This window comes from Pseudoalteromonas sp. P1-7a, from assembly GCF_001401855.1.
GTDB lineage: Bacteria > Pseudomonadota > Gammaproteobacteria > Enterobacterales > Alteromonadaceae > Pseudoalteromonas.
This window is the reverse complement of the sequence record NZ_LKDU01000005.1, coordinates 49,192-70,008: the sequence shown is the minus strand read 5'-3', so window position 1 is coordinate 70,008 and position 20,817 is coordinate 49,192. Positions and strand designations below refer to the sequence as shown.

Below are 20,817 nucleotides of genomic sequence, written 5' to 3'. Positions count from 1 at the left end.
CATTTTACAAGGTAATTTTGCAATAGGGGCTTAAGCCCCTATTGCTGTTTTAGTTATTTAATGGAGGTATAGGCATGGCCGTAGCTGCCAATAAGCGCCCTGTAATGACCCTTTTTTCTGGTGCTAACTGTATGTATAGCCACCAAGTACGTATTGTACTTGCAGAAAAAGGTGTAAGTGTAGATATTCATTTGGCTGAAAAGGATAACTTGCCAGAGGCACTTCACGAAATTAACCCTTATGGTACAGTACCGACACTGATTGACCGTGAGCTTGGCTTATATCAGGCAAACATCATCATGGAATACCTTGATGAACGTTTCCCTCATCCTCCACTAATGCCTGTTTATCCGGTAATGCGTGGTCGTAGCCGTTTAATGATGCACCGTATTGATACTGATTGGTACAGCTTAGCTGAAAAAATCAATAACAATACTGCAGATGCTGAACAAGCTCGTAAAGAGCTAACAGAAGCACTACTTGCAATTGCACCAATCTTTAACGAAGCACCTTACTTTATGAGTGAAGAGTTTAGCTTAGTAGATTGTTACTTAGCACCGCTATTATGGCGTTTACCAGAGCTTGGTATTGAGCTTAATGGCTCTGGCGCTAAAGAGCTAAAAGAGTACATGATACGCTTATTTGAGCGTGAGTCATTCCAAGCTTCTTTAACTGAAGCAGAGCGTGAGATCCGTTTATAATGACGCCTAATCGTCCTTATTTATTACGTGCTTTTTTTGATTGGATCGTAGATAACGAGTGCACACCGCATTTAGTGGTGGACGCAGATTACCCAGCAGTGCAAGTGCCTACGCAGTTTGTACAAGATGGCCAAATAGTGCTTAATATTAGCCCTTCAGCCGTAACTGGGTTTTCGTTAGATATGGAGCAGCTAAGCTTTAATGCGCGCTTTGGTGGGCAGCCAATGCAGGTATATGTGCCTTTAGGTGCAGTACTTGCTATTTATGCGCGTGAAAATGGCGAAGGAACAGTCTTTACCGCAGAAGAGTTTTTAGAGGACGAAGACGATTTTGCACCTGAGCTTGAAAGTGTAGAGACATCAGATGAACTTATTGATGAGACTCCGCCGCCAGAAAAGCCAGAAAAGAAAAAAGGTTCGCATTTACGCGTTATTAAGTAACGTTTAAATACAAAAAAACCGCTAATTTAGCGGTTTTTTTATGTGCTTTTATAAATATTCAAACACTTTAATAACGCGCTCTACACCTGATACATTGCGTGCAATATTAACCGCTTGGTTAGACTCAGACTCAGATACTAAGCCCATTAAAAATACTTCAGCGTTTTCTGTTACTACTTTAATATTATTACTTGGAATATCTTTCGCTGTTAGCAGCTGCGCTTTTACTTTAGAAGTTAACCATGAGTCGTGTGTTTGTGTGGTAATACCAATATTAGAGCCAATCCTAATTTGATTGTGTATTTTACGTATACCTGAAAGCCCCTCAATGCTTTGCTGAGCTTGGTTTTTCATTTCTTGATTGGCGACTTGCCCAACTAATAAAACAATGCCATTTACGCTTATAGCGTCTACATTAGCAAACTTTTCTAATCGTTCAACTTCACTCAGCGCAATACTGGCTTTAATTTCTATATTATTATCATCTATTTGAGAGCCAATTGTACGGCGATCATTTGCTGCAGTTACTGCACCAGCTGTTCCTGCAACCACTGCGGCTGCACAGCCTTGCAGTAAAACAACAGTACCTAAAACAATAAGAGAGCGTTTAAACATAATTTTCATCCTGCGGGAAAAGAGTTAAATCAACCAGTTCACTTAAACAATGTAAGTTAACTAAGTGAGATTCAATAATGCGGCTAGGTCGCTTAGAAGGCGTACGAATTTCTACATCATTAGGGCCTAATAAGCCAACAAGTTCTCCACCGTCATCACCTACCATCACTATGACCTTCATATCTTTAGTAAGTGCAGCCTCTACAGCAGAAATAATATGTTTTTCGTTACCATTAATGGCAAGCGCAAGTAGTAAGTCGCCTTGTTGTGCAAAGGCGCGTACTTGGCGAGCAAAGGTATCATGCTCATCCACCTGGCTATTTTGTCCTAAATTAATGTTTTCTTGAGATAGCGCAATAGCAGGTAAACAGGGGCGCTCAGTTTCGTAGTGATTAACTAATACGCCGGCTATGTGCTGCGCTAACATATGGCAGTTTGTTGTGCCACAGCAAAGAAGTTTATTCCCATTAATTAAACTTTGTGCAATGGTAAATGCCGCAGACTCAAGTGCGCTGGGCAGTACTTCGCCTGCTGCTATTTGTACTTGAATGCTCTCTGTGAAAATTTCTTTAATTGTATCTTGCATAGACTACCAATAATTTATTCGTCATTTTTGTATGTTGCTGGACGTTTTACTAATCTGTTTGTGGATAATTCTAAAGTACGTTTTTAATCCAGTTTATATTGCCAGCCCCTTGACCTGTAATGGCTACATAGTCGGCTCTGATAGGCTGATTAGTTAAGTTTTTTGCTGCCAAGTAGTGATAAATAGTACGTTTTAATCGCGCTTGTTTTTGTGCACCAAGGGCATAATTTGCGCCGCCTCTGGCATTGTTTTTACGAAACTTAACTTCCACAAATACAAGCGTATCGCCGTGTTTCATAATCACATCAAGCTCACCAAAGGGGCAATAATAATTACGCTCAATAGGCGTTAGCCCCTCACGGATTAAGTATTTTTCTGCTTGGCGTTCATAGTACTGGCCTTTTTCTCGGCTATTTTGCCATAGCGCTTTAAACCACGACATAGCCGCTCCAGATTAATCAAACGTAAGCGAAGTGCTTTCGTTGGCTGATTGCATAAATAAAGGTACGGGCTGCTTTGTTTCTAGTTGTACGGCTTTTATGCGTCTATTTGTGTATTGTGCCCAATCAAGCGTACGCTCTATGTGCCCACTGGTATTAACCGAAAGCTTTCCACTTAAGCCTGTAAACTTATTGCCGGGCATTATGCTCAGCTGCCTAATATCACTTAGCACCGACACTGCATCGTAAGCCATAGCAAATAAGCGCTGGCTTATATCGGCATTTTCAGGCCACAACGTGTTGTATTGGTTGCGTAAATTATGCTGTTTAACTGTTGAATTAAGCATCCAGGGCAGCTCTGTAAAGTAAAGTCCTTCTAAATCGCCTTTGTCGGTACGATCGATTTGTTTACTGTGGCTTTTTGAGCTAGCGTACAATGGAATACGCTCTGCAAAAGTACTGACATTTACATCTAAATAAGGTTTTATCAGGCGTGTTTCTATGGCATCACCTAAAATGTAAATAGCATCGATATCGCTACGTGAGCGGGTTTCACTTTCTACTTCTTGTTTAAATAAAGATTTAACCATTTTAATACGCTGCTTAGATTTATCGACCTCTAACAAGCTTGTAATTGTGTTTGGCATGTCTTTGTTATCGTTATAAAAACCAATTTGCGGTTTGGTTTCGCTATAGCGCTGCCACTGAATATTAAAGTAATCTACCAAACGTTGACCATTAGCATTATTAGGCGCTAATAGCATGGGCTTTTGATAACCTTTAGCTAAAAAGTGCTCCAGCGCTTGCTGTACTTCATGTTCAGGGTTTAAAGCAAAAAAGTAGTGTTGCAGCGAGAGTCGTTCGCCATCAAACGTATTTAAGTGTAATGTTGGCGTATCGATAAGTGTTTTAGCTTGCGCAAGTTTATCAATATTCGCTTTTAATAATGGCCCAATCACAAAGTCTGGATTAAATTGGCTTAGTTGCTCGTTTAACGCTTGAGTTGAGAGGTTTTCATCAATAAAAACGGTATCGCTAATAGTTTGCTTATCAAGCCCTGCTAAAATGCCTGCTTTAAGGGCGTCACCTAAACGCTCATTGGCGCCTGATTGCGGTAAAAGTACAGCTAAACGCTCAATATTTACTGGGGCTAGGTTGGCTAGTGCTTCATCTTGCTCAGGTAAAATAGCCACTGCAGGGTGCCCTGGGTAACGGCGACGCCAGTTATTAATGGCTTGGTCAAGCTCTACACCGCTATTTGCATATACCTGGTGGTACAAAGCTAAATTAGTCCAACCTTGTTGAATAACAGAGCCACGATTAAAGCGCTCTAGCGCATAAGAAGACAGCTTAGTTAAGTTATCCCAAAGCGCTTGTTGCAATGAAGGAATTTCAATGTTGTTTTTATTCGCTGTTTCTGAGGCCCTAAAAAAGTAAGGTGCAGCGCGCTTAGGAAAGTTTTGTGATGCATAAATGCTAGCAGTTAAATATTGATGCCAAGCAAAGTGCTCAGGCTGTTTAAGTTGGCCGTCTAGCGATTGTAAAATAACGAGCGCTTGATCGTTTTTATTTTGCTGCTTTTGCGCATAAGCAATGTATAAGCGGTTTTGAATTTTATCAACGCTTGGGGTTTGCTCAAGCTCATTACAAATATTTTCAAGTAACGGCCAGCTTTGCTCCGAAATTGCGGCATCTCGGGCACTGTAAAGTAATTGAATTTTGTCTGCACCGGTGCGGTTTAAGGCTAATTTATAAATAGCATCGGCACTGGTTGCTTGATTTTGCAGCGCATTCGCACTGGCATTAGTACTATCGCTATTTTTAGTTGGTTTTTCGGTTGTGCTACAGGCCGATAACCCTGACAATATAATTAATAGACTAACAAGTTTAAGTCGCACAATGATTTCCCAATACGTTAACGCGATTTGCTTATATTACTGACTGACGCAGGAGACCTCAATGTTAAATGAGGAGAATTCACAGAAAATTGGCACTCTTTACATTGTAGCCACCCCAATTGGCAATTATGACGACTTAAGCCAGCGTGCCATCGCGACATTATCGCAGGTTGACTTAATCGCTGCTGAAGACACGCGCCACACCGGTAAGCTGCTAAGCCACTTTGGTATAAAGGCTAAAACCTTTGCATTACATGACCATAACGAAAAACAAAAAGCGCAGCAGATTATTGATTGGCTAAACGAAGGCAAAAATATCGCGCTGGTATCAGATGCCGGCACGCCGCTAATAAGCGACCCTGGTTATGCCGTAGTAAACTTGTGCCGCGAGCAAGGCGCACATGTAACGCCCGTGCCTGGTGCGTGTGCTGCGATTACTGCGGTGTGTTGCTCGGGCCTACCAACCGATCGTTTTCAGTTTATTGGCTTTACACCGGCTAAAAGCAAAGCAAGGCAAGACTTTTTTATTGAGGCTGTTAATTCAGGCATTACCAGCATAATGTACGAAAGTACGCACCGTATTATGGCAAGCCTAGATGATTTAGAAGCGGCACTTGGTAATGAGCAACAAGTGGTATTTGCAAAAGAGCTAACCAAAACCTTTGAAACCTTTTTTAACGGCACAGTGAGTGAGCTTAAGCAATTTTTAACTGATGATCCCACTAAGCAACGTGGCGAAATTGTTTTAATGTTGCCAGGCAAACCTAAGCTTGTGGACGATATCCCACCCGAGGCGCGTAAAATGCTGGCGCTACTTGAAAGCGAAATGCCGATGAAAAAAGCCTGTGGAATTGTTGCAGAATACTTTGGAATGAAGAAAAACGCCCTGTATAAAACAATTATTGACGAAAAAGCGTAAATCTTTACTGCGTACAAGGCGCAGCTCATGTATACTGCGCGCCGAGTTAGCCAAGATAATCGCTGCCTGTGACGAAAATGATCAGGGGGAGGAAAGTCCGGGCTCCACAGGGCAGAGTGCCAGCTAACGGCTGGGGGGCGTGAGTCCACGACAAGTGCAGCAGAGAGGAGACCGCCAACTTTCGGGTTGGTAAGGGTGAAAGGGTGCGGTAAGAGCGCACCGGGCCGCTAGTAATAGTCGGTTGCAAGGTAAACTCCACTCGGAGCAAGACCAAATAGGGTTCTATCATTTTAAATAATGAACGCGTGGCCCACGTGAGAACCGGGTAGGTTGCTTGAGCCATAGAGCGATTTATGGCCTAGACGAATGATTATCACTTTCTTCGGAAAGGACAGAACCCGGCTTATATGGCTAACTCACTCATTCAACAAAACAGCCCGCAGTTAACGCTGCGGGCTTTTTTGTGCCTAAAATTTGATTAAGTATTGTGTTGTTTTTTAAGGTTCTGGCTGGCCTTTTTTAAGTCGCTTACTGAGTGCTGGTTGCGATATACCAAGCAACTGGGCTGCTAATGATTGGTTTGAGTTAGCGCGCTTCATTGCCTCTGCGACTAATAACTCTGCCGCTTGTTTTAGTGTAGGCAAAGTGGATGACGACTCAAACAGCGGTTTTGAAAGCTGGGCATGCATATCTAATGCAGGCACGGCGCTGCGTACGCTTTCAAACGCTTTCATAGATAGTGCGCCGCTTTGGTGGGTGCTCATTGCATCAAAGGCCATGGCGCGCAGCTCTCTGATATTGCCAGGGAATGTATAGTTTTCGAGTAAAATTAATAATTCTTTTGGAATACTTGCCATCGGTTTATTAAATTCTTGTGCGGCAAGCGTTAAAAAATGCTCTAGCAGTAAAGGGATGTCTTGTTTGCGCTCCCTAAGTGGTGGAATATTCACATGATGAATTTTTAAACGGTAGTATAAGTCGTTTCTAAATTCGCCTTTTTCTTTTTTAGTGAGTAAGTTTTGGTGAGTGGCTGCAATAATGCGCGCATTAATGCGTTTTGGTGTATCGCTGCCTACTGGGTAATATTCGCCTTCTTGCAAAAGCCTTAATAACTTTACTTGTGAGGCGAGGTTTAAATCGCCAATTTCATCAAGAAATAATATCCCGCCTGATGCACGTTCTATCATCCCTTTACGGGCTTGCTCTGCGCCTGTAAACGCACCTTTTTTGTGGCCAAATAAGGTATCCGAAAACAAGTTATCATCAAGGCCGGCTACGTTTACACACACAAGCTCACCACTGCAACCGCTGGTTTCGTGAATTGCTCTGGCTATGAGCTCTTTGCCTACGCCACTTTCGCCGGTAATTAAAATAGGCTGCTGGCTGTTTGATATAGATTGGATGTAATTAAACACCGAATGCATTTGATGATCCACACTAATAATTTTAGAAAACGCAGGATCCAGGCTTGTTTGATTTTCTAGTAGGTAGCCACGCATGGCTTGGTTTTCTAAGTTTAGCTCTTGAAAACGCACCACCTGCATTATGCTATTACTTAGGCGTTCGGGATCTTCTGTTTTTACATGGTAACCATAAGCGCCTAATTTTATACATTTTACAGCGGCTTCTACTTGATTAATGCCACTGATGATCACCACCGAAATGTGTGGAAAAAGCTCGGTAATTTGCGCTATAAGCTCATCACCACTGATATGTGGCATGTTTAAATCAAGCAATACAACACGAATATTTCCTTGGTTTAGTTTGGCTATTACATCGCGGCTATCGTTACATTGTACAATGTTGTTAATGCCGCAGTAGCGCTCTATTGCAAACGATATGCTTCGTAGAAAGCTGTTGTCGTCATCACAAATAAGGACCTCAAAACTAGGGTATAAATTAGTATTCATAGTTCACTCTCGTGTTGTAATAAGGGTAGTGAAAGCTTTACTTTTGTGCCTTTACCGAGCGTTGATTTGAAGGTGAGTTGGCCTTGGTGATCCGCCACGATCCCCGCTGATACAGATAGCCCTAAACCGGTGCCACCCGATTGCCGTTTGGTGGTATAAAACGGATCGGTAAGCTTAATTAAGTGCTGTTGATCAATACCTACACCTTGATCTTCAATGCTCAGCACAACGTGATTGTGTTTAGTATGGAAATAGCTGGTGATAATGATTTTTTGCGATTTATCTTCAAGCGCTTGGCAAGCATTTAAAATCAAATTAACGATTACCTGTTCGATGCGACTGCCGCTGCCTTTAAACAAAGGTAGCGAATTGGCTAGGTTAACCTCTAAGTGGTTTGTAGCGTTTTTAATTTGGTTTGTAACTAAGCGAATAGAGCGGTTTGTTAGTAAGTTTAAATCTAATTGCTCTGTTTTTTCGTGTGATGTTTCACCTTTTACCGCAAAGCTTTTTAAATCTTCTACTATGCCTTTTACTTTGTTACTGGCGATGTGCATATCGTCTAAAATTTCTGGCAACATTTGTTTAAAACGTGGGTAGCGTACACCCGCAATAAGAAAGTCGCCTCGGCGTGCTTGGTGCTCATCGAGTATGTCTGTTGCATCTTCAAAGGCTTCTTTTATAAACGGAAAATTCAAAGTTAAAATGCTACACGGGTTATTAATTTCGTGGGCCACTCCCGAAACCAACACCCCTAAGGAGGCCATTTTATCTGCATGAAGTAGCTGTAACTGCTGCGCTTGTAGCGCTTTGGTACGGCTTTCTACTTTTTTACGCAGTGCTTTGTTCCATATTATCACCACGATACTAATGAGTAGCAGCACTACTACACATATACCTGCGATTACCCCAGCTTTTGACCACGGCGATACGTTTAACGGGCCAAACCATTTGTCGTAAATTTCTTGCTGGCGACCGGTATTTTTTAAAATAGCTAAACCTTGAGTAAATTGCGATAACAGTGCTTCATCTGCGGTTTTAGTGGCATAACCATAAAGCCTGTTTCTTTCTAGGCTAGAAATAGCCGTAATATTTGATAGCCCTAGTTTTTTACTTAAATACAAACCAGGTAAGTTTGAAACTACAGCAAAATCATAGCGCCCAGAGGCAAGCAAGCGCAGAGCATCGGCGTGCGTTTCAACGGGTATTAGTGTTATTTTTAGGCCAGAGTCTTTTAGCATATCAAAAGCTGAGCCATTATTTTGAACAATCACTCGAAAGCCTTCAAGCTCTGTGTAATTGGTAATTTTAGGGCTATTGCCACGCGCAAAAATAGAGTGGTTCACAAAGGTATGCGGGCTAAAGTTATATAGGTCGGTGCGCTCGGGTGTGGCGGCCATGCCTTGCAAAATATCTACATTTCCGCGGTCAAACTCAGCTCTTATTTCGGCCCAAGGCATCAGCTTTATTTTTATATTAAGCCCCATTACCGCCGCTATTTCTTGGCTAAGCTCTACGTTATAGCCTGTAAGCTCGCCATCTTCGTTAATAAACTCATAGGGTGGGTAGTTAAAATCGCCGCCCACTATAATTTGTTTAGGCTCAGTTAAATTAGCCTGCGCTAAACTGCTTACGCTATTGATCGCCATCAGGCTTAGTAGCGCTATTTTTAGTACATAAAACCAAGCGTTTTGTTTGTTGAGCAAGTGTGTAAACCTCTACATTTTTAGTTGTGTTAGGTCCGTTAGTTAATTGTGTAAGCAATACAAAAAAATGGTGTGTATGTTCCTTTTACAGCTGCAAAATGGTTATTTTTATTTGGCGGAAGGGGACTATAGTCTGTATTTTAATTTTATATAAATTAGGTACTAACGAATTTGGCATGATTTTAGGTCTTATTTATTTGCATTATAAGGTAACTAAAAATAAGTTATCCATGAGTTTTGATGCTAACTAGGTAGGTTATGTCTTTTTACTGCTAAAAATAAAAGCGATTTAATAACAGCTATTAAATCGCTTTTATTTGGTTGGGAGAGAGCGCTTAAAACTTCATGTTTAGATTTACTTGAATGCGATCGCGGCCATTGTTGTTTGTAGGTAAATCGTTATTAATATTATCCACGCTGTACCACCTTAAATCGGCATTTAAGTTATCTGCAATTTTATAATCTAGTTGTACGCGTGTGCCTTTAATATTGGTGTACGAGCCCGGCGTATTGGTTTGCGTAAACGCGCCGTTCATCGGTAATGCATAGGCTTCGGTACGTAGCACATAAAATCGCAGGCCAAACTCTTTATTTATTTGATAGCGTGCGTGTACGGTATAGGCGGTGTTTTCAGTGTCGGCTTCACTGGTGTAGTAATCAGTTGCAAAGCGCACTGGGCCATAACGTACATCAAGGTTGTAGGTCATTACATTACCCGCCTGGTCATCATCAAGGCCTGATTCAGCACTGGCGTAGGCCGTATCGGAGGCACTTACAAAAATGCCGCCGATACCTGCTTTCACTTTTACGTTATTAAATTCAGTAGCGTATACACCTTGCAGCTGTTGCCAGCTGGCATCGCGCTTGCCTTCACCATTATCAACGTTTTCTTCAAGAATAATATGCCCTGCATTAACGCTAAAGGTGTTGTTACTCCAATTAGCTTGTACACCTTCGAGCGCTATATCGTCACGAAAAAGTAGCTCTGATGAGTGCATATAAACGGGGGCCGCTTTACCAATATATACTTGGGTGTTACTAAGGCCTGTGTATTTCATAAAGGCGCGGTCTAATCCAAAGTCATCGTTATCGCTGGTATCGGTGATGCCAAAGGTTTGGTGGGTTGAATCGTGCTGGCTTGAGGTTGTTCTAAAGCGCATTTGTGCTGACCAGTTTTCGGTCGCCGCGTATTTAATGCCAAAACGAGCACGCAAACGAGCGCGGCTTGTTGAGTCAATTGTATCGCCTTCGGTGCGCTCAAAACGCATACGCATATCGCCAAATAGCTTAACGGCTTCAAGGCCATTTAAACCTTCAATTGTAATATCTGCGTGGGCAGGTTTAGCTAAGGCAATAACACCTAATGCAACGGGTAAATATATCAGTTTACTAGTCATGGTTTGTTCTCTATCAAATTACTAAATCGAGGGTTATTGCTTAGCGGGTTGAGCCGCTGTGTTGTTTTGGTTGTAAAGGGTTATGTCAAGCTCGCCTTCGCTTTTGCCAATTAATAAAGTAACCATTAAATCGCCAGTTACATTTATGGTAGTGCGCGCCATATCTAAAATTCGGTCAATACCGGCAACTATTGCAATGCCTTCTAGTGGTAAGCCAACGGTGGTCAGTACTAGCGAAAGCATAATAAGGCCAGCGCCGGGTACACCGGCGGTGCCCACAGAGGCTAAAGTGGCTGTAGCAATAATGGTTAAGTAATCTGTTGTGGTGAGGTCAATGCCAAAGGCTTGGGCAATAAACAGAGCTAGCACACCTTGGTATAAAGCGGTGCCATCCATGTTAATAGTGGCGCCTACTGGCAGTACAAAGCTTGATACAGTACGTGATACCCCTAAGTTTTGGGTGGCGCATTTAATGCTGGCAGGTAAGGTACCTGAGCTACTTGTGGTAGTAAAAGCAATTATTTGCGCTTCAATAATACCTTTATAAAAACGCTGTGGATTAAGCTTACCTATTAGGCCTACAAAGCCGCCCCCCAACACTAAAACGTGAATAATGCAGCCTAGGTACACTAAGCCAATTACCTTTATAAGTGGTAGTAATACATCCAGACCGTATTTGCCAGATACCCACGCCATTAATGCAAATACACCGTATGGCGCTAGCTTCATTACAAGCTCAGTTAACTTGTACATTGCATCGGCTAGGCTTTCAAACATTTTGCTAGCGGGTTCGCCTTTTTCACCAATTAGGTTTAAAGCAATGCCTAAGCTCAACGCAAACACAATAATTTGTAATATATTACCTGAAGCGAGTGAGCCTACAGGGTTTTTAGGTACTAAACCGACAATGGTGTCTACTAGGGTAGGGCTAGGTTTAGCATCAGCCACAGTGGTTGCAACCATATTTAAGCCTGCGCCAGGTTCAAACAACAGCCCAAGGCCTAAACCAATCGAAATAGCTACGGCGGTGGTGGCTAAATAAAATACGATTGATTTAACACCAATACGACCCATTTTGGTGGTGTCTTTCATTGAGGTAACGCCAACAATTAATGAGCAAAATATAAGAGGAACAATTAACATTTTTATGGCGCTAATAAATAGCTGGCCAAGGGGTTTTATATATTCAGCATTATTGCCAAGCAGCATGCCGGCAATAATACCCGCTATCATACCTATGAGTATTTTTAGCCAGAGCGCCATCTTTTTAGGCTCGTTGTTATTAATACTTGTTGTACTGGTCATAATGTTATTCCAATTATTTATAATTTTAGTGGGAGCTATTTAACTTTTGCTTAGGACGTCAACGCGTATACGCTTACCGCACAGGTACGTGCACAGGTCATACAAGGGGCTTGCAATGATATGGGTAAGCGCTCGTTAGCCTTTTTAGATAGGGGTTGTTTGTACACGTGCATAATTAAGCTCTAAAGTTGTTAGATTATTGTTATTGCATTAATAATGCCAAGCACTGTTTTGTTAATAACGTATTGAATGTTATAGATTTTGTTGTTTTTGGTTGGTGGTTTGTTAATATAACTTTTTGAATAATTATTAATAATGAAAGGCGGGTTAAAGGCGGCTTAAATGATGGTTTATAAATAACTCATTTAAAATCAATGGGTTGATTGTTGTATAACTTTTGTTATTGATATAACAAAAGTTATACTCCCTGCATTAATTAATCATATTTCTCATTTTGAAAGAGTTTAAAACATTATTAAGTTGTAAATAGACTATTTATGGCTGTATTTTTTCTTGTACCTTGAACTTAGATAATATTTTTACCCTGTTCAGGATCGCGCGACTTTTCAGCTTGGTCGCGAATTTCGTCGGTATCGCTACTTACATCATCAAGGGTTTCATTTTGTTGTTGCAGCTGTTTAGTGGTTTGCTGAGCAGTTGAAGGCTGCTCAGTTTTGCTGGTGGGCTTTTGTGTATCACTCTCATCAGGTGTACTGAGTAAAATACGCTCACGTGCATCATCAGGCATGCTAATGCTTTGATTAGTAAACTCGGTTACAAGCTCACGCATTAACTGCGAGGCCACTTTTAAAGGGCTATGCTGTTCGCTGTTAACCCAAAAAAATAGATTAAAGTTAATTGTTGAACTGCCTAAATTGTTAATCAGTACTTGGGCTGGTGGCTCACTAAGCACACCCGTTTGCTTGTTAGCGATTTCAAGTGCGAGTGTTTGGCAATAACGAATATCGTTATCGTAACCTATACCAATCACCACCTTTGCACGCATTTTTGGATTTGCTGTTAGGTTTTTAATGGTATTTTTGTAAACCGTGGCATTAGGTATTTGTATATGGTTGCCATCGTAATCAACTAAGGTGGTTGCGCGGGCTGTGACCTTTTTAACCACCCCTAAGCGGCCATCTACCTCTATTACATCGTCTATTTTAAATGGCCGCTGTACGCTCAATAGTAAACTAGCAATAAAGTTCTCTGCTATGTCTCTAAAGGCAAAGCCTAATATTAAGCCTATTAACCCGGTACCGCTCATAATGGCAATAGCAAATTCGGTCAGCCCTGCTAAACGTAAAAATAAATACACACCCAGTAATAAAATTAAAATACTAATACCGCGTTTGGCCACAAGGTGTACAAGTTTACTGTTGGTCATATAATGAAGTGGCTTTACTAATAGCTTAGACAATGGACTTGCAACAAAGTAGCTAAGAGTTAAAAGAATAAAACCTAATAAAAGAGTGGGTAATATTTGCGCTGTTGCGTGAAGTAATTGCAAGCATTGGCTATATAAATACTGCCAACTTAGCACGTTTTGTTCGGTGTTTAAGGCATTAACAGCCGTGGTGTTCAGTGCAATTAGCATGGTTATAGGGCTGTTCATGGGGATTTACCTAAAATTTGTAATAATCTTACAATCAGCAATTTTAGTACCAATGTTAAGCGTGCAGCTTGGCAGACTTTTTGCTCAATAATAGGCTAAAAAGGAGTAGATGATGAGCAAAGCAAAACGAGGGCAACATGCCGAGCAACCAGTACACATTCCAGTTGTCGGCTGGTGGGACATAGCCAAACGCATTTTTAAGCAAATGAGCCAAGATAACTTATCGTTGGTTGCAGCGGGCGTTGCATTTTATGCCTTGCTTGCCATTTTTCCTGCTATTGCTGCCATGGTTTCTGTGTATGCGTACTTTTCATCGCCCACCGATATTAGTGAACACTTGAGTAAAATAGTTACCTTATTACCACAAAGCACCAGCGATTTAATTTTATCGCAGGTCTCGAGCTTAGCTCAAACCTCTAACGCCAGTTTAAGCTTAAGTGCAATTGGTACACTTATTCTAACTATATGGAGTAGCTCCAAAGGCAGTCAGGCGCTGATTACGGCGTGTAATATTAGTTATCATGAATATGAAAAACGCTCATTTTTTCATGCTCAAGTTGTGCGTTTTTTATTTTCGGTAGGGGCTATTTTAGTGGCTATTTTTGCTTTGCTAATTATAGGTATTTTGCCCATAGTACTTAATTTGGTAGGCTTAAAAGAAAGTATAGACTTACTAATAAAGTTAATATCGTGGCCATTACTCGCCTTTATGTTTAACTTTGCATTGGTGCTTTTGTATCGCTATGCACCACACAGAAAACCCGCTAAATGGCGGTGGATCACTCTTGGCTCTTGTATTGCGACTGTATTATGGATTTTAGCCTCAATTGGTTTTTCGTTTTATGTCTCTCACTTTGCAAGCTACAACGAAACCTATGGTTCGTTAGGTGGGGTAGTGATTATGCTAATGTGGCTTTATATAAGTGCCTATATTATTACGCTTGGGGCGGTAATCAATGCGGCAACCGAACAACAAACAGCGAAAGATAGTACCAAAGGCCCCGCTAAAGAGCGCGGTAAACGCGGCGCCTATGTAGCTGATCACCTTGATGTAGATGAACCAACAAACTCTTAGTTGTGTTTGTTATTACACAAGCTTATTAAATGCTGAGTAAATGCTTGGCCAACAGGACCTAAACGGTCACTGTCGTTGCACATTAAGTAAAGCTTTAGGGAGCGGGTTGTTCCTTGCTCTAAATTAAGGGGCTTAAGTGTATTGTTTTTAAGGTAGGGTTGAATCTGCGCACTAGGCAACCACGCATAACCAAAGTTTTGGCTAACCATCTCGATAGAGTTACGTAAGTGGCTTACTGTCCAGCGCATATCAGCGCCAAGCCAGCCATCGTCGTGGCTGGTGAGAGTGGCTGAATCGCGAACAACTATTTGCCTGTGTAATTTAAGCTCTCTGAAGGTTAGAGGCTCAGTGCGCTGATGTAAGGGGTGGTCAGGGTGCGCAACAGCAATAAATTCTATATCGCACAGGCTATGGCAATTAATACCATAAAGCGCAATAGAGGTTATAGCTAGGTCGACCACTGCATTTGTAAGTAATTCGTTTGCGCCGTTAAGTACGCTCTCTATTAATTCTATTTTTACCAGTGGGTATTGCTCATTAATATGGCGTAGCGCTTGATACAATAAATGCTGCGGAAACACTTCATCTACCGCTATTTTTAATGTGCTTTCAATGCCTTCGCTCAACGTTGCGGCAACCGACTCTATTTTACTGGCTTCGTCTATTAAAAACTCGGCGCGGCGTAATATAAGCTTACCGTTATCGGTTAAATACGCTTTACGGCCTTTTACTTCAAGCAACTTTACTTGTAATGCAGATTCTAACTTTTGTACTGCATGGTGCACGGTTGATTGGCTTTTAAATACTACGGTGCTAGCACCAGCAAATCCACCATGTTCTACAACAGCTTTAAACATTCTCCATTGCTCGAGTGTTGCCTTTGCCATTTTAAACCTTGTTACTACTTACTATTAATTAAATAACCTGACCGTGTAGATACACTATTTATTGCGTAATGGCTTATTTATCATTGGCAATTACCATTTTTTTGCTGATCAGCAATGACATAAACTCTTTTTTAGGCACGGGCTTTGAAAATAAATAACCTTGTCCGTAGTCGCATCCTGCCTTTAACAGTAGTTGCATTTGTTGCTGCGTTTCAATTCCTTCGGCAATAACTTTAAGACCAAGCTGGTGGGCCATTACAATTATGGCTTCACATAAAGCAAGCTCTTGGCTTCCTGCTTTTATATTGTCAACAAAGCGTTTATCTATTTTTAGGTAATCGGTATCCATTTCTTGCAGGTAAGCAAGTGATGAATAGCCAGTACCAAAGTCATCTAGAGCCAGTTGCATTCCTGATTGTACTAGTGTTTTTAAGCGACTTTGTGTGAGTGGCTCTGGGTTGACCATAAGGCCTTCTGTGATCTCAGCTACTATGGAAGAAGCGGGCAGTTTTGCAGCCTTTAGCATATCGCACCAATCATCAATTCCGCTGTCGGTTGTCGATAGCTGCACAGGCGAAACATTGATACTAATTTGAAATTGCTCACCCATAGTGGTGTTTATTTCTTTTAGGGTGTGTATTGCTTGAGTAAATACAAATTGACCCAGCGCATTTATTTGCCTAGTTTCCTCTGCAAGCGGTATAAATGTCGCCGGCGAGACTAACCCCTTTTTAGGGTGGTGCCAGCGAATAAGCCCTTCGGCTTTGTGAATGTGTAAATCATTTAAGGCCACAATAGGCTGATAAAATAGCTCAAATTGTTCAAGCTCTATGGCGGAGCGTAAATCTTTTAAAAGCTGCATACGCGCTTGTGCGTGAATACGCATATCTTTTGAGAAAAATTCAAACCCGTTACGGCCGTTATTTTTAGCCTTATACATGGCTTGGTCGGCAGCTTTTAAAAGCAGCTCTGTGCTTTGGCCATCGTTAGGTGCGCATGCAATACCCATACTGGCGCTGATAAACAGCTCTTCGTCTTCAAGCTGTATGCTTGATGAAAGACTTTGCAATACATTGCTGGCAATTTGGTTTATATGGCGAGCGCTTTTAACTTGATCGTAAACAATTACAAACTCGTCCCCGCCAATACGCGCAACAAAGCTAGCGTTTACTGCTGCTTGAATTATTCGCTGAGAAACTAATTTAAGTAGATTATCACCATAATGATGGCCTAACGTGTCGTTAATATCTTTAAAGTGATCAATATCGAGCAACATCACGACAAGTTCGCACGTTTCATCAGTTACATTTTCAAAGCGTTTATTTAAACGCTCTTTAAGCTCTAACCTATTAGGTAGGTCGGTTAAGTGATCAAAGTGAGTTTTTCGCCATATGGTTTCATCGGCTTGTTTTTTTTCTGTTAGGTCGGTAAATATAGCCACCCGGCGAGTAGGCATGTTTTTATCGTCGTAAACGGTATCTATGATCAGAAATTCGGTATAGGTGTCGCCATTCTTTTTGCGATTAATTATCTCACCCTGCCAACGGCCTGTTTCCCTGAGCTCTTCCCACATTTTTTCATAAAATGCTTTTGAATGTTTACCCGACGCTAAAATGCGACTGGTTTTACCAATTGCTTCTTCTTTGCTGTATTGAGTTGTTTCGCAAAACGCAGGGTTTACATCATAAATAACGCCATCAGGGTCTGTAATCATCATCCCTTCACTGCTATTACTGTATACAAGCGACGCTAAATGAAGTGCTTTTTCGTTGACCTTTTTTTGGCTAATATCTCTAAGCACAATAATGTATTCATTATTAGTAAGGGTATTAATTCTTGCTTCGAAAAAGTGCTCTTTAGATTTTTTACTTAATGAAAGCTCGAGTGTTTGCGAGCTCTGCAAACTCCCTAAATGAGAAAGTAATAGCTCGGCACTGGCCTTAGGCAGTACATCAGCTAATTTAAGCGCGGAGCTAGGGTCAACGCTTAGCACAGGGCTAATATGCCCGCCAATATAAAGTACTTCACCTTGGGTGTTTATACGTATGTAGGTATCGGGTAAAGCATTTAATAAGCTCATTAATTCGTTGTGCTTGTTTTTTAATTTTGCCTCTGCAGATAGTCGGGTCTGCGCCATAACAGCAAAACGGTCGTAAAGTGCTTTTAATTCTGGGCTATTGGGCTTTTTAATATGTTTAGGCATAGCACCATCTGCAAGCTCATCAGTGGCTTTAGTTAAATTAGCGATAGGTTTAAATATACTTTGTTTAATTAAACGCCTAGCAAGTAATACTAATAAGGCAATAGCCAATAAAAATGCAAAAATAGTTTTAGCAAAGCTTTCATTAACCTTATTAATAAAATCCTCAACTGAAACAGCAATATGAATGTCTAAATTATTACCATGCCCGTCTTCATATATAACTGAGCGATGAAAAATTTGGTTTTCGCCTTTTGCATTTTTAAATACGGTTAATGAACTTTTAGCATGAAGTAAATCTACATCGGTAATTTTTTGGCCTAAATCACGTGGTTGATTAGGGTAATTGGCGAGTATTAAGCCGTTAGAGTCGGCAATAACAGCTTTAGCGTTGTTAGGTAATTTAGCTTCGCTTAGTACTATGTTCCACCAGTTCAATGCTATAACAGTAACTAGTGTGCCTTTTAGTTGGTTATTAGAGTCTATAATCGGGTAGGCAAAATTGACACTTTGCGCTTGAATACTCCGGTCGTATTGAAAATACCCCACCGAAAAGCTTTTATTATTAATAGCATTTTGAAAATAAGTACGATCGCTAATATTAATATTCTTACTACGCCCATTTGTTACACACTGAAGGTCGCCGTTTTTATCAACAATACCTATATTTGCAATATTTTTATACAGGGCTTTTATTTCATAAAAGTAGCCAGGGCAGGTCTTAGGGAGCGTGTTACTTTTTGCCGTTTTATCGGCTAAATAAATAGTCACCCGTTTAACATCATCAACCATCGTTTTTTGATGCTGTGTCAATTGCTTAGCTATATTTACTATTCTTTCTTCACTTTTTTCTATAGCAGCATCACGCTCATACCATAGCGTAAATACCGTCACTGCAGCGCCCGGAATGCTAAGCAGGATAAGTAATCTATAGAGCTGGCTTTTAAGCGATGAAGTAAAGATAAGATCTCCTTGGACTTTATGTTCCTAAAAAATGATTGTAGACATAAAAGCTGAAAATAACCATACAAAATATAGGGTTGTATTAAAAAGTTATTATAAATCAGCCCAAGCCTGAGCTTTTAATCATTAAGCCTATTATGCAACATAACCGAATTATCGCCATTATCAAGGTGGCTTCTAAAAATTAGAACGATTTACTCGATTTAAAGACATGGTTGTCTGGTTTTATCAATGTTTTAATAAGCTCATTAATTAATCTACTACAGTATTTTAAATATGAATATAGCAAAAGTGTTAACAGCTTATGCAACACAAGATGGGGATGGTGTAAATATCAGCCGAATACCTGGTTTTGATGGCAAATATCTCGACCCCTTTTTGATGATTGATGAGCTAAAGTCTAATAATGAAAGTGACTATATTGGTGGTTTTCCCCCGCACCCTCATCGTGGCATAGAAACCTTTACATACATTATTAAAGGTGGTTTTGAGCACCAAGATCAAATGGGCAATAAAAAAGCGATCCGCTCTGGCGATGTACAGTGGATGAGTACAGGTAGAGGCGTTATGCACAGTGAAATGCCATTGGCAGATACAAAAGAGGGGCTGCATGGCTTTCAAGTTTGGATCAATATGCCCAGCGACGAAAAAATGCGTGCGCCACGCTATCAAGACACAACACAAAATCCAGCTCCTGTAGTAACTAACAAGCAAGGCGTTATCTTTACTGCACTTGCGGGGAGTTGGCAGTTTGACAATTACACGCTAACGTCGAGTTTGCAAAGCTTAGCGGCCAATGCCGCACTGGCTAATGTTACTCTCCCTATCAATACACGCATACAGTTAGCAAGGCTTAAACAGCGTAAAGTAATGATTTATGTTCATGCAGGCGAGCTTATTTCGGGTGATGGGCAAACCTTTAATGCTGGCAAGTTACTTATATTAAATGAAAACAGTGACATTGACGTTTCTTCAAAAAAAGGCGCGGGAATACTTATTTTAGCGGGTAACCCGCTTGAGCAGCCTATTGCACATATGGGCCCGTTTGTAATGACCACGCAAGAGGAAATTAAACAAGCGGTGCGTGATTATCAAAACGGTGAATTTGGCACCATTTAATCGTTAACTGAGGAGGTTATTATGGGTTTATTAGTTGATGGCCAATGGCAAGATAAATGGTACGACACTGACTCGAATAATGGTAAATTTAAACGCGAGGCAGCAAAGCTTCGTAATTGGATCACAAAAGATGGTAGCCCCGGGCCTACAGGAAGCGGCGGATTTAAAGCGCAAGCAAATCGTTACCACTTATATGTTTCCTTAGCATGCCCGTGGGCGCATCGCACACTTATATTTAGACAGCTAAAAGGCCTAAGCGATGTTATTAGCGTATCGGTCGTCAGTCCTGATATGTTAGATAAGGGCTGGAGCTTTGATATAAATAAGCTAAGTAGCGGCGATGATTTATTTAATAGTGAATACTTACATCAAATTTATACTAAGCACGATGCAAATTACAGTGGGCGAGTAACTGTACCTGTACTTTGGGATAAGCAGCAAAATAAAATTGTTAGTAATGAGTCTGCAGATATTATTCGTATGTTTAATAGTGCATTTAACGAGATTACTCATAATCCGGATGACTATTACCCGCAATCACTTCAAGCTGATATTGACGAAATTAACGACCTTGTTTATACCAATATTAATAACGGGGTATATAAAGCGGGTTTTGCAACCACGCAAATAGCATACGAAGATGCATTTACTGCGTTATTTAAAGCACTTAATAAAGTAGAGGACATACTAAGTAAAAATCGTTACCTGATGGGGGGCACATTAACCGAGGCAGATTGGCGTTTATTTACAACACTCATCCGATTTGACAGCGTATATGTAGGGCATTTTAAGTGTAATTTACGCACTATAGAAAGCTACCCAGCGCTCAGTAACTATGTTCGTGAATTATACCAAATAGAGGGAGTGGCCAGTACGGTAGACTTTGAGCATATTAAGCGACATTACTATTTTAGCCACAAAATGATTAATCCAACGCAAGTTATCCCAAAAGGGCCTGCCCTGAACTTTACCCAAAACCATAACAGATCGTCGTTAGGCTAAGTGCTATTTGAGTACAGCACAATAAGTAGCAATTGCACTCAT

General features: G+C 40.9%; 17 protein-coding genes and 1 other RNA gene. 7 read left to right on the top strand and 11 right to left on the bottom strand.

Translation table 11 applies throughout. The features are described 5' to 3' along the window. The first annotated feature begins 74 nt into the window (after window positions 1-74). A complete protein-coding gene (sspA, locus tag AN389_RS05590; RefSeq protein WP_055014195.1) occupies window positions 75-701 on the top strand; it encodes a stringent starvation protein SspA in 627 nt (208 codons plus the stop codon). Next, window positions 701-1,141 carry a ClpXP protease specificity-enhancing factor gene (locus tag AN389_RS05585; RefSeq protein ID WP_055014194.1) on the top strand — a complete coding sequence of 147 codons (441 nt, stop codon included), beginning with the start codon at window positions 701-703 and terminating at the stop codon, window positions 1,139-1,141. The genes sspA and AN389_RS05585 overlap by 1 nt, the downstream gene beginning before the upstream one ends. 48 nt (window positions 1,142-1,189) lie before the next feature. Here AN389_RS05585 and dolP read toward each other — a convergent pair whose 3' ends face one another. The 4 genes from dolP to AN389_RS05565 all read right to left on the bottom strand — a co-directional run bounded on the left by dolP (window position 1,190) and on the right by AN389_RS05565 (window position 4,680). Beyond that, on the bottom strand, window positions 1,190-1,756 hold the full coding sequence (gene dolP, locus AN389_RS05580) for a division/outer membrane stress-associated lipid-binding lipoprotein (protein WP_004589110.1): 567 nt from the start codon (window positions 1,754-1,756) through the stop codon (window positions 1,190-1,192). After that, window positions 1,749-2,342, bottom strand: coding sequence for an SIS domain-containing protein (locus AN389_RS05575; protein WP_055014193.1), 594 nt, complete (start codon window positions 2,340-2,342; stop codon window positions 1,749-1,751). Before AN389_RS05575 ends, dolP begins: the two co-directional genes overlap by 8 nt. Before the next feature lie 70 nt (window positions 2,343-2,412). Next, window positions 2,413-2,784 carry a YraN family protein gene (locus AN389_RS05570; protein ID WP_055014192.1) on the bottom strand — a complete coding sequence of 124 codons (372 nt, stop codon included), beginning with the start codon at window positions 2,782-2,784 and terminating at the stop codon, window positions 2,413-2,415. 12 nt (window positions 2,785-2,796) lie between these two features. After that, on the bottom strand, window positions 2,797-4,680 hold the full coding sequence (locus AN389_RS05565; RefSeq protein ID WP_055017514.1) for a penicillin-binding protein activator: 1,884 nt from the start codon (window positions 4,678-4,680) through the stop codon (window positions 2,797-2,799). 61 nt (window positions 4,681-4,741) lie between these two features. Between AN389_RS05565 and rsmI the strand changes: the two genes are divergently transcribed. Both rsmI and rnpB read left to right on the top strand, forming a co-directional pair. Next, window positions 4,742-5,599 carry a 16S rRNA (cytidine(1402)-2'-O)-methyltransferase gene (gene rsmI / locus AN389_RS05560; protein WP_055014190.1) on the top strand — a complete coding sequence of 286 codons (858 nt, stop codon included), beginning with the start codon at window positions 4,742-4,744 and terminating at the stop codon, window positions 5,597-5,599. Between the two features lie 43 nt (window positions 5,600-5,642). Beyond that, window positions 5,643-6,021: RNase P RNA component class A (rnpB, locus tag AN389_RS05995), an RNA gene on the top strand. A 75-nt stretch (window positions 6,022-6,096) separates the two neighbouring features. Here rnpB and AN389_RS05555 read toward each other — a convergent pair. The 5 genes from AN389_RS05555 to AN389_RS05535 all read right to left on the bottom strand — a co-directional run bounded on the left by AN389_RS05555 (window position 6,097) and on the right by AN389_RS05535 (window position 13,511). After that, entirely contained in the window at window positions 6,097-7,509 is a 1,413-nt protein-coding gene (locus AN389_RS05555) for a sigma-54 dependent transcriptional regulator (protein WP_055019430.1), read from the bottom strand. Continuing rightward, window positions 7,506-9,212 carry a transporter substrate-binding domain-containing protein gene (locus AN389_RS05550; protein WP_146258064.1) on the bottom strand — a complete coding sequence of 569 codons (1,707 nt, stop codon included), beginning with the start codon at window positions 9,210-9,212 and terminating at the stop codon, window positions 7,506-7,508. Before AN389_RS05550 ends, AN389_RS05555 begins: the two co-directional genes overlap by 4 nt. Before the next feature lie 335 nt (window positions 9,213-9,547). After that, on the bottom strand, window positions 9,548-10,609 hold the full coding sequence (locus tag AN389_RS05545) for a putative porin (protein WP_055017507.1): 1,062 nt from the start codon (window positions 10,607-10,609) through the stop codon (window positions 9,548-9,550). 33 nt (window positions 10,610-10,642) lie between these two features. Next, a complete protein-coding gene (locus tag AN389_RS05540; RefSeq protein WP_055019428.1) occupies window positions 10,643-11,914 on the bottom strand; it encodes a dicarboxylate/amino acid:cation symporter in 1,272 nt (423 codons plus the stop codon). A 526-nt stretch (window positions 11,915-12,440) separates the two neighbouring features. Beyond that, the gene (locus AN389_RS05535) at window positions 12,441-13,511 is read right to left on the bottom strand and encodes a mechanosensitive ion channel family protein (RefSeq protein WP_055019449.1); all 1,071 of its coding nucleotides are present in this window, start codon (window positions 13,509-13,511) and stop codon (window positions 12,441-12,443) included. 130 nt (window positions 13,512-13,641) lie between these two features. Here AN389_RS05535 and AN389_RS05530 point away from each other — a divergent pair, with 130 nt between their 5' ends. Beyond that, entirely contained in the window at window positions 13,642-14,604 is a 963-nt protein-coding gene (locus tag AN389_RS05530; RefSeq protein ID WP_055014185.1) for a YihY/virulence factor BrkB family protein, read from the top strand. Here the strand turns inward: AN389_RS05530 and AN389_RS05525 are convergent. Continuing rightward, on the bottom strand, window positions 14,601-15,491 hold the full coding sequence (locus tag AN389_RS05525) for a LysR family transcriptional regulator (RefSeq protein WP_055019427.1): 891 nt from the start codon (window positions 15,489-15,491) through the stop codon (window positions 14,601-14,603). The genes AN389_RS05530 and AN389_RS05525 overlap by 4 nt on opposite strands. A 73-nt stretch (window positions 15,492-15,564) precedes the next feature. Beyond that, the gene (locus AN389_RS05520) at window positions 15,565-18,585 is read right to left on the bottom strand and encodes an EAL domain-containing protein (protein WP_082430535.1); all 3,021 of its coding nucleotides are present in this window, start codon (window positions 18,583-18,585) and stop codon (window positions 15,565-15,567) included. Between the two features lie 345 nt (window positions 18,586-18,930). Between AN389_RS05520 and AN389_RS05515 the strand changes: the two genes are divergently transcribed. Both AN389_RS05515 and AN389_RS05510 read left to right on the top strand, forming a co-directional pair. Further along, a complete protein-coding gene (locus AN389_RS05515) occupies window positions 18,931-19,773 on the top strand; it encodes a pirin family protein (protein WP_055019425.1) in 843 nt (280 codons plus the stop codon). A gap of 21 nt (window positions 19,774-19,794) precedes the next feature. Beyond that, the gene (locus AN389_RS05510; protein WP_055019424.1) at window positions 19,795-20,775 is read left to right on the top strand and encodes a glutathione S-transferase family protein; all 981 of its coding nucleotides are present in this window, start codon (window positions 19,795-19,797) and stop codon (window positions 20,773-20,775) included. Window positions 20,776-20,817: the final 42 nt, after the last annotated feature.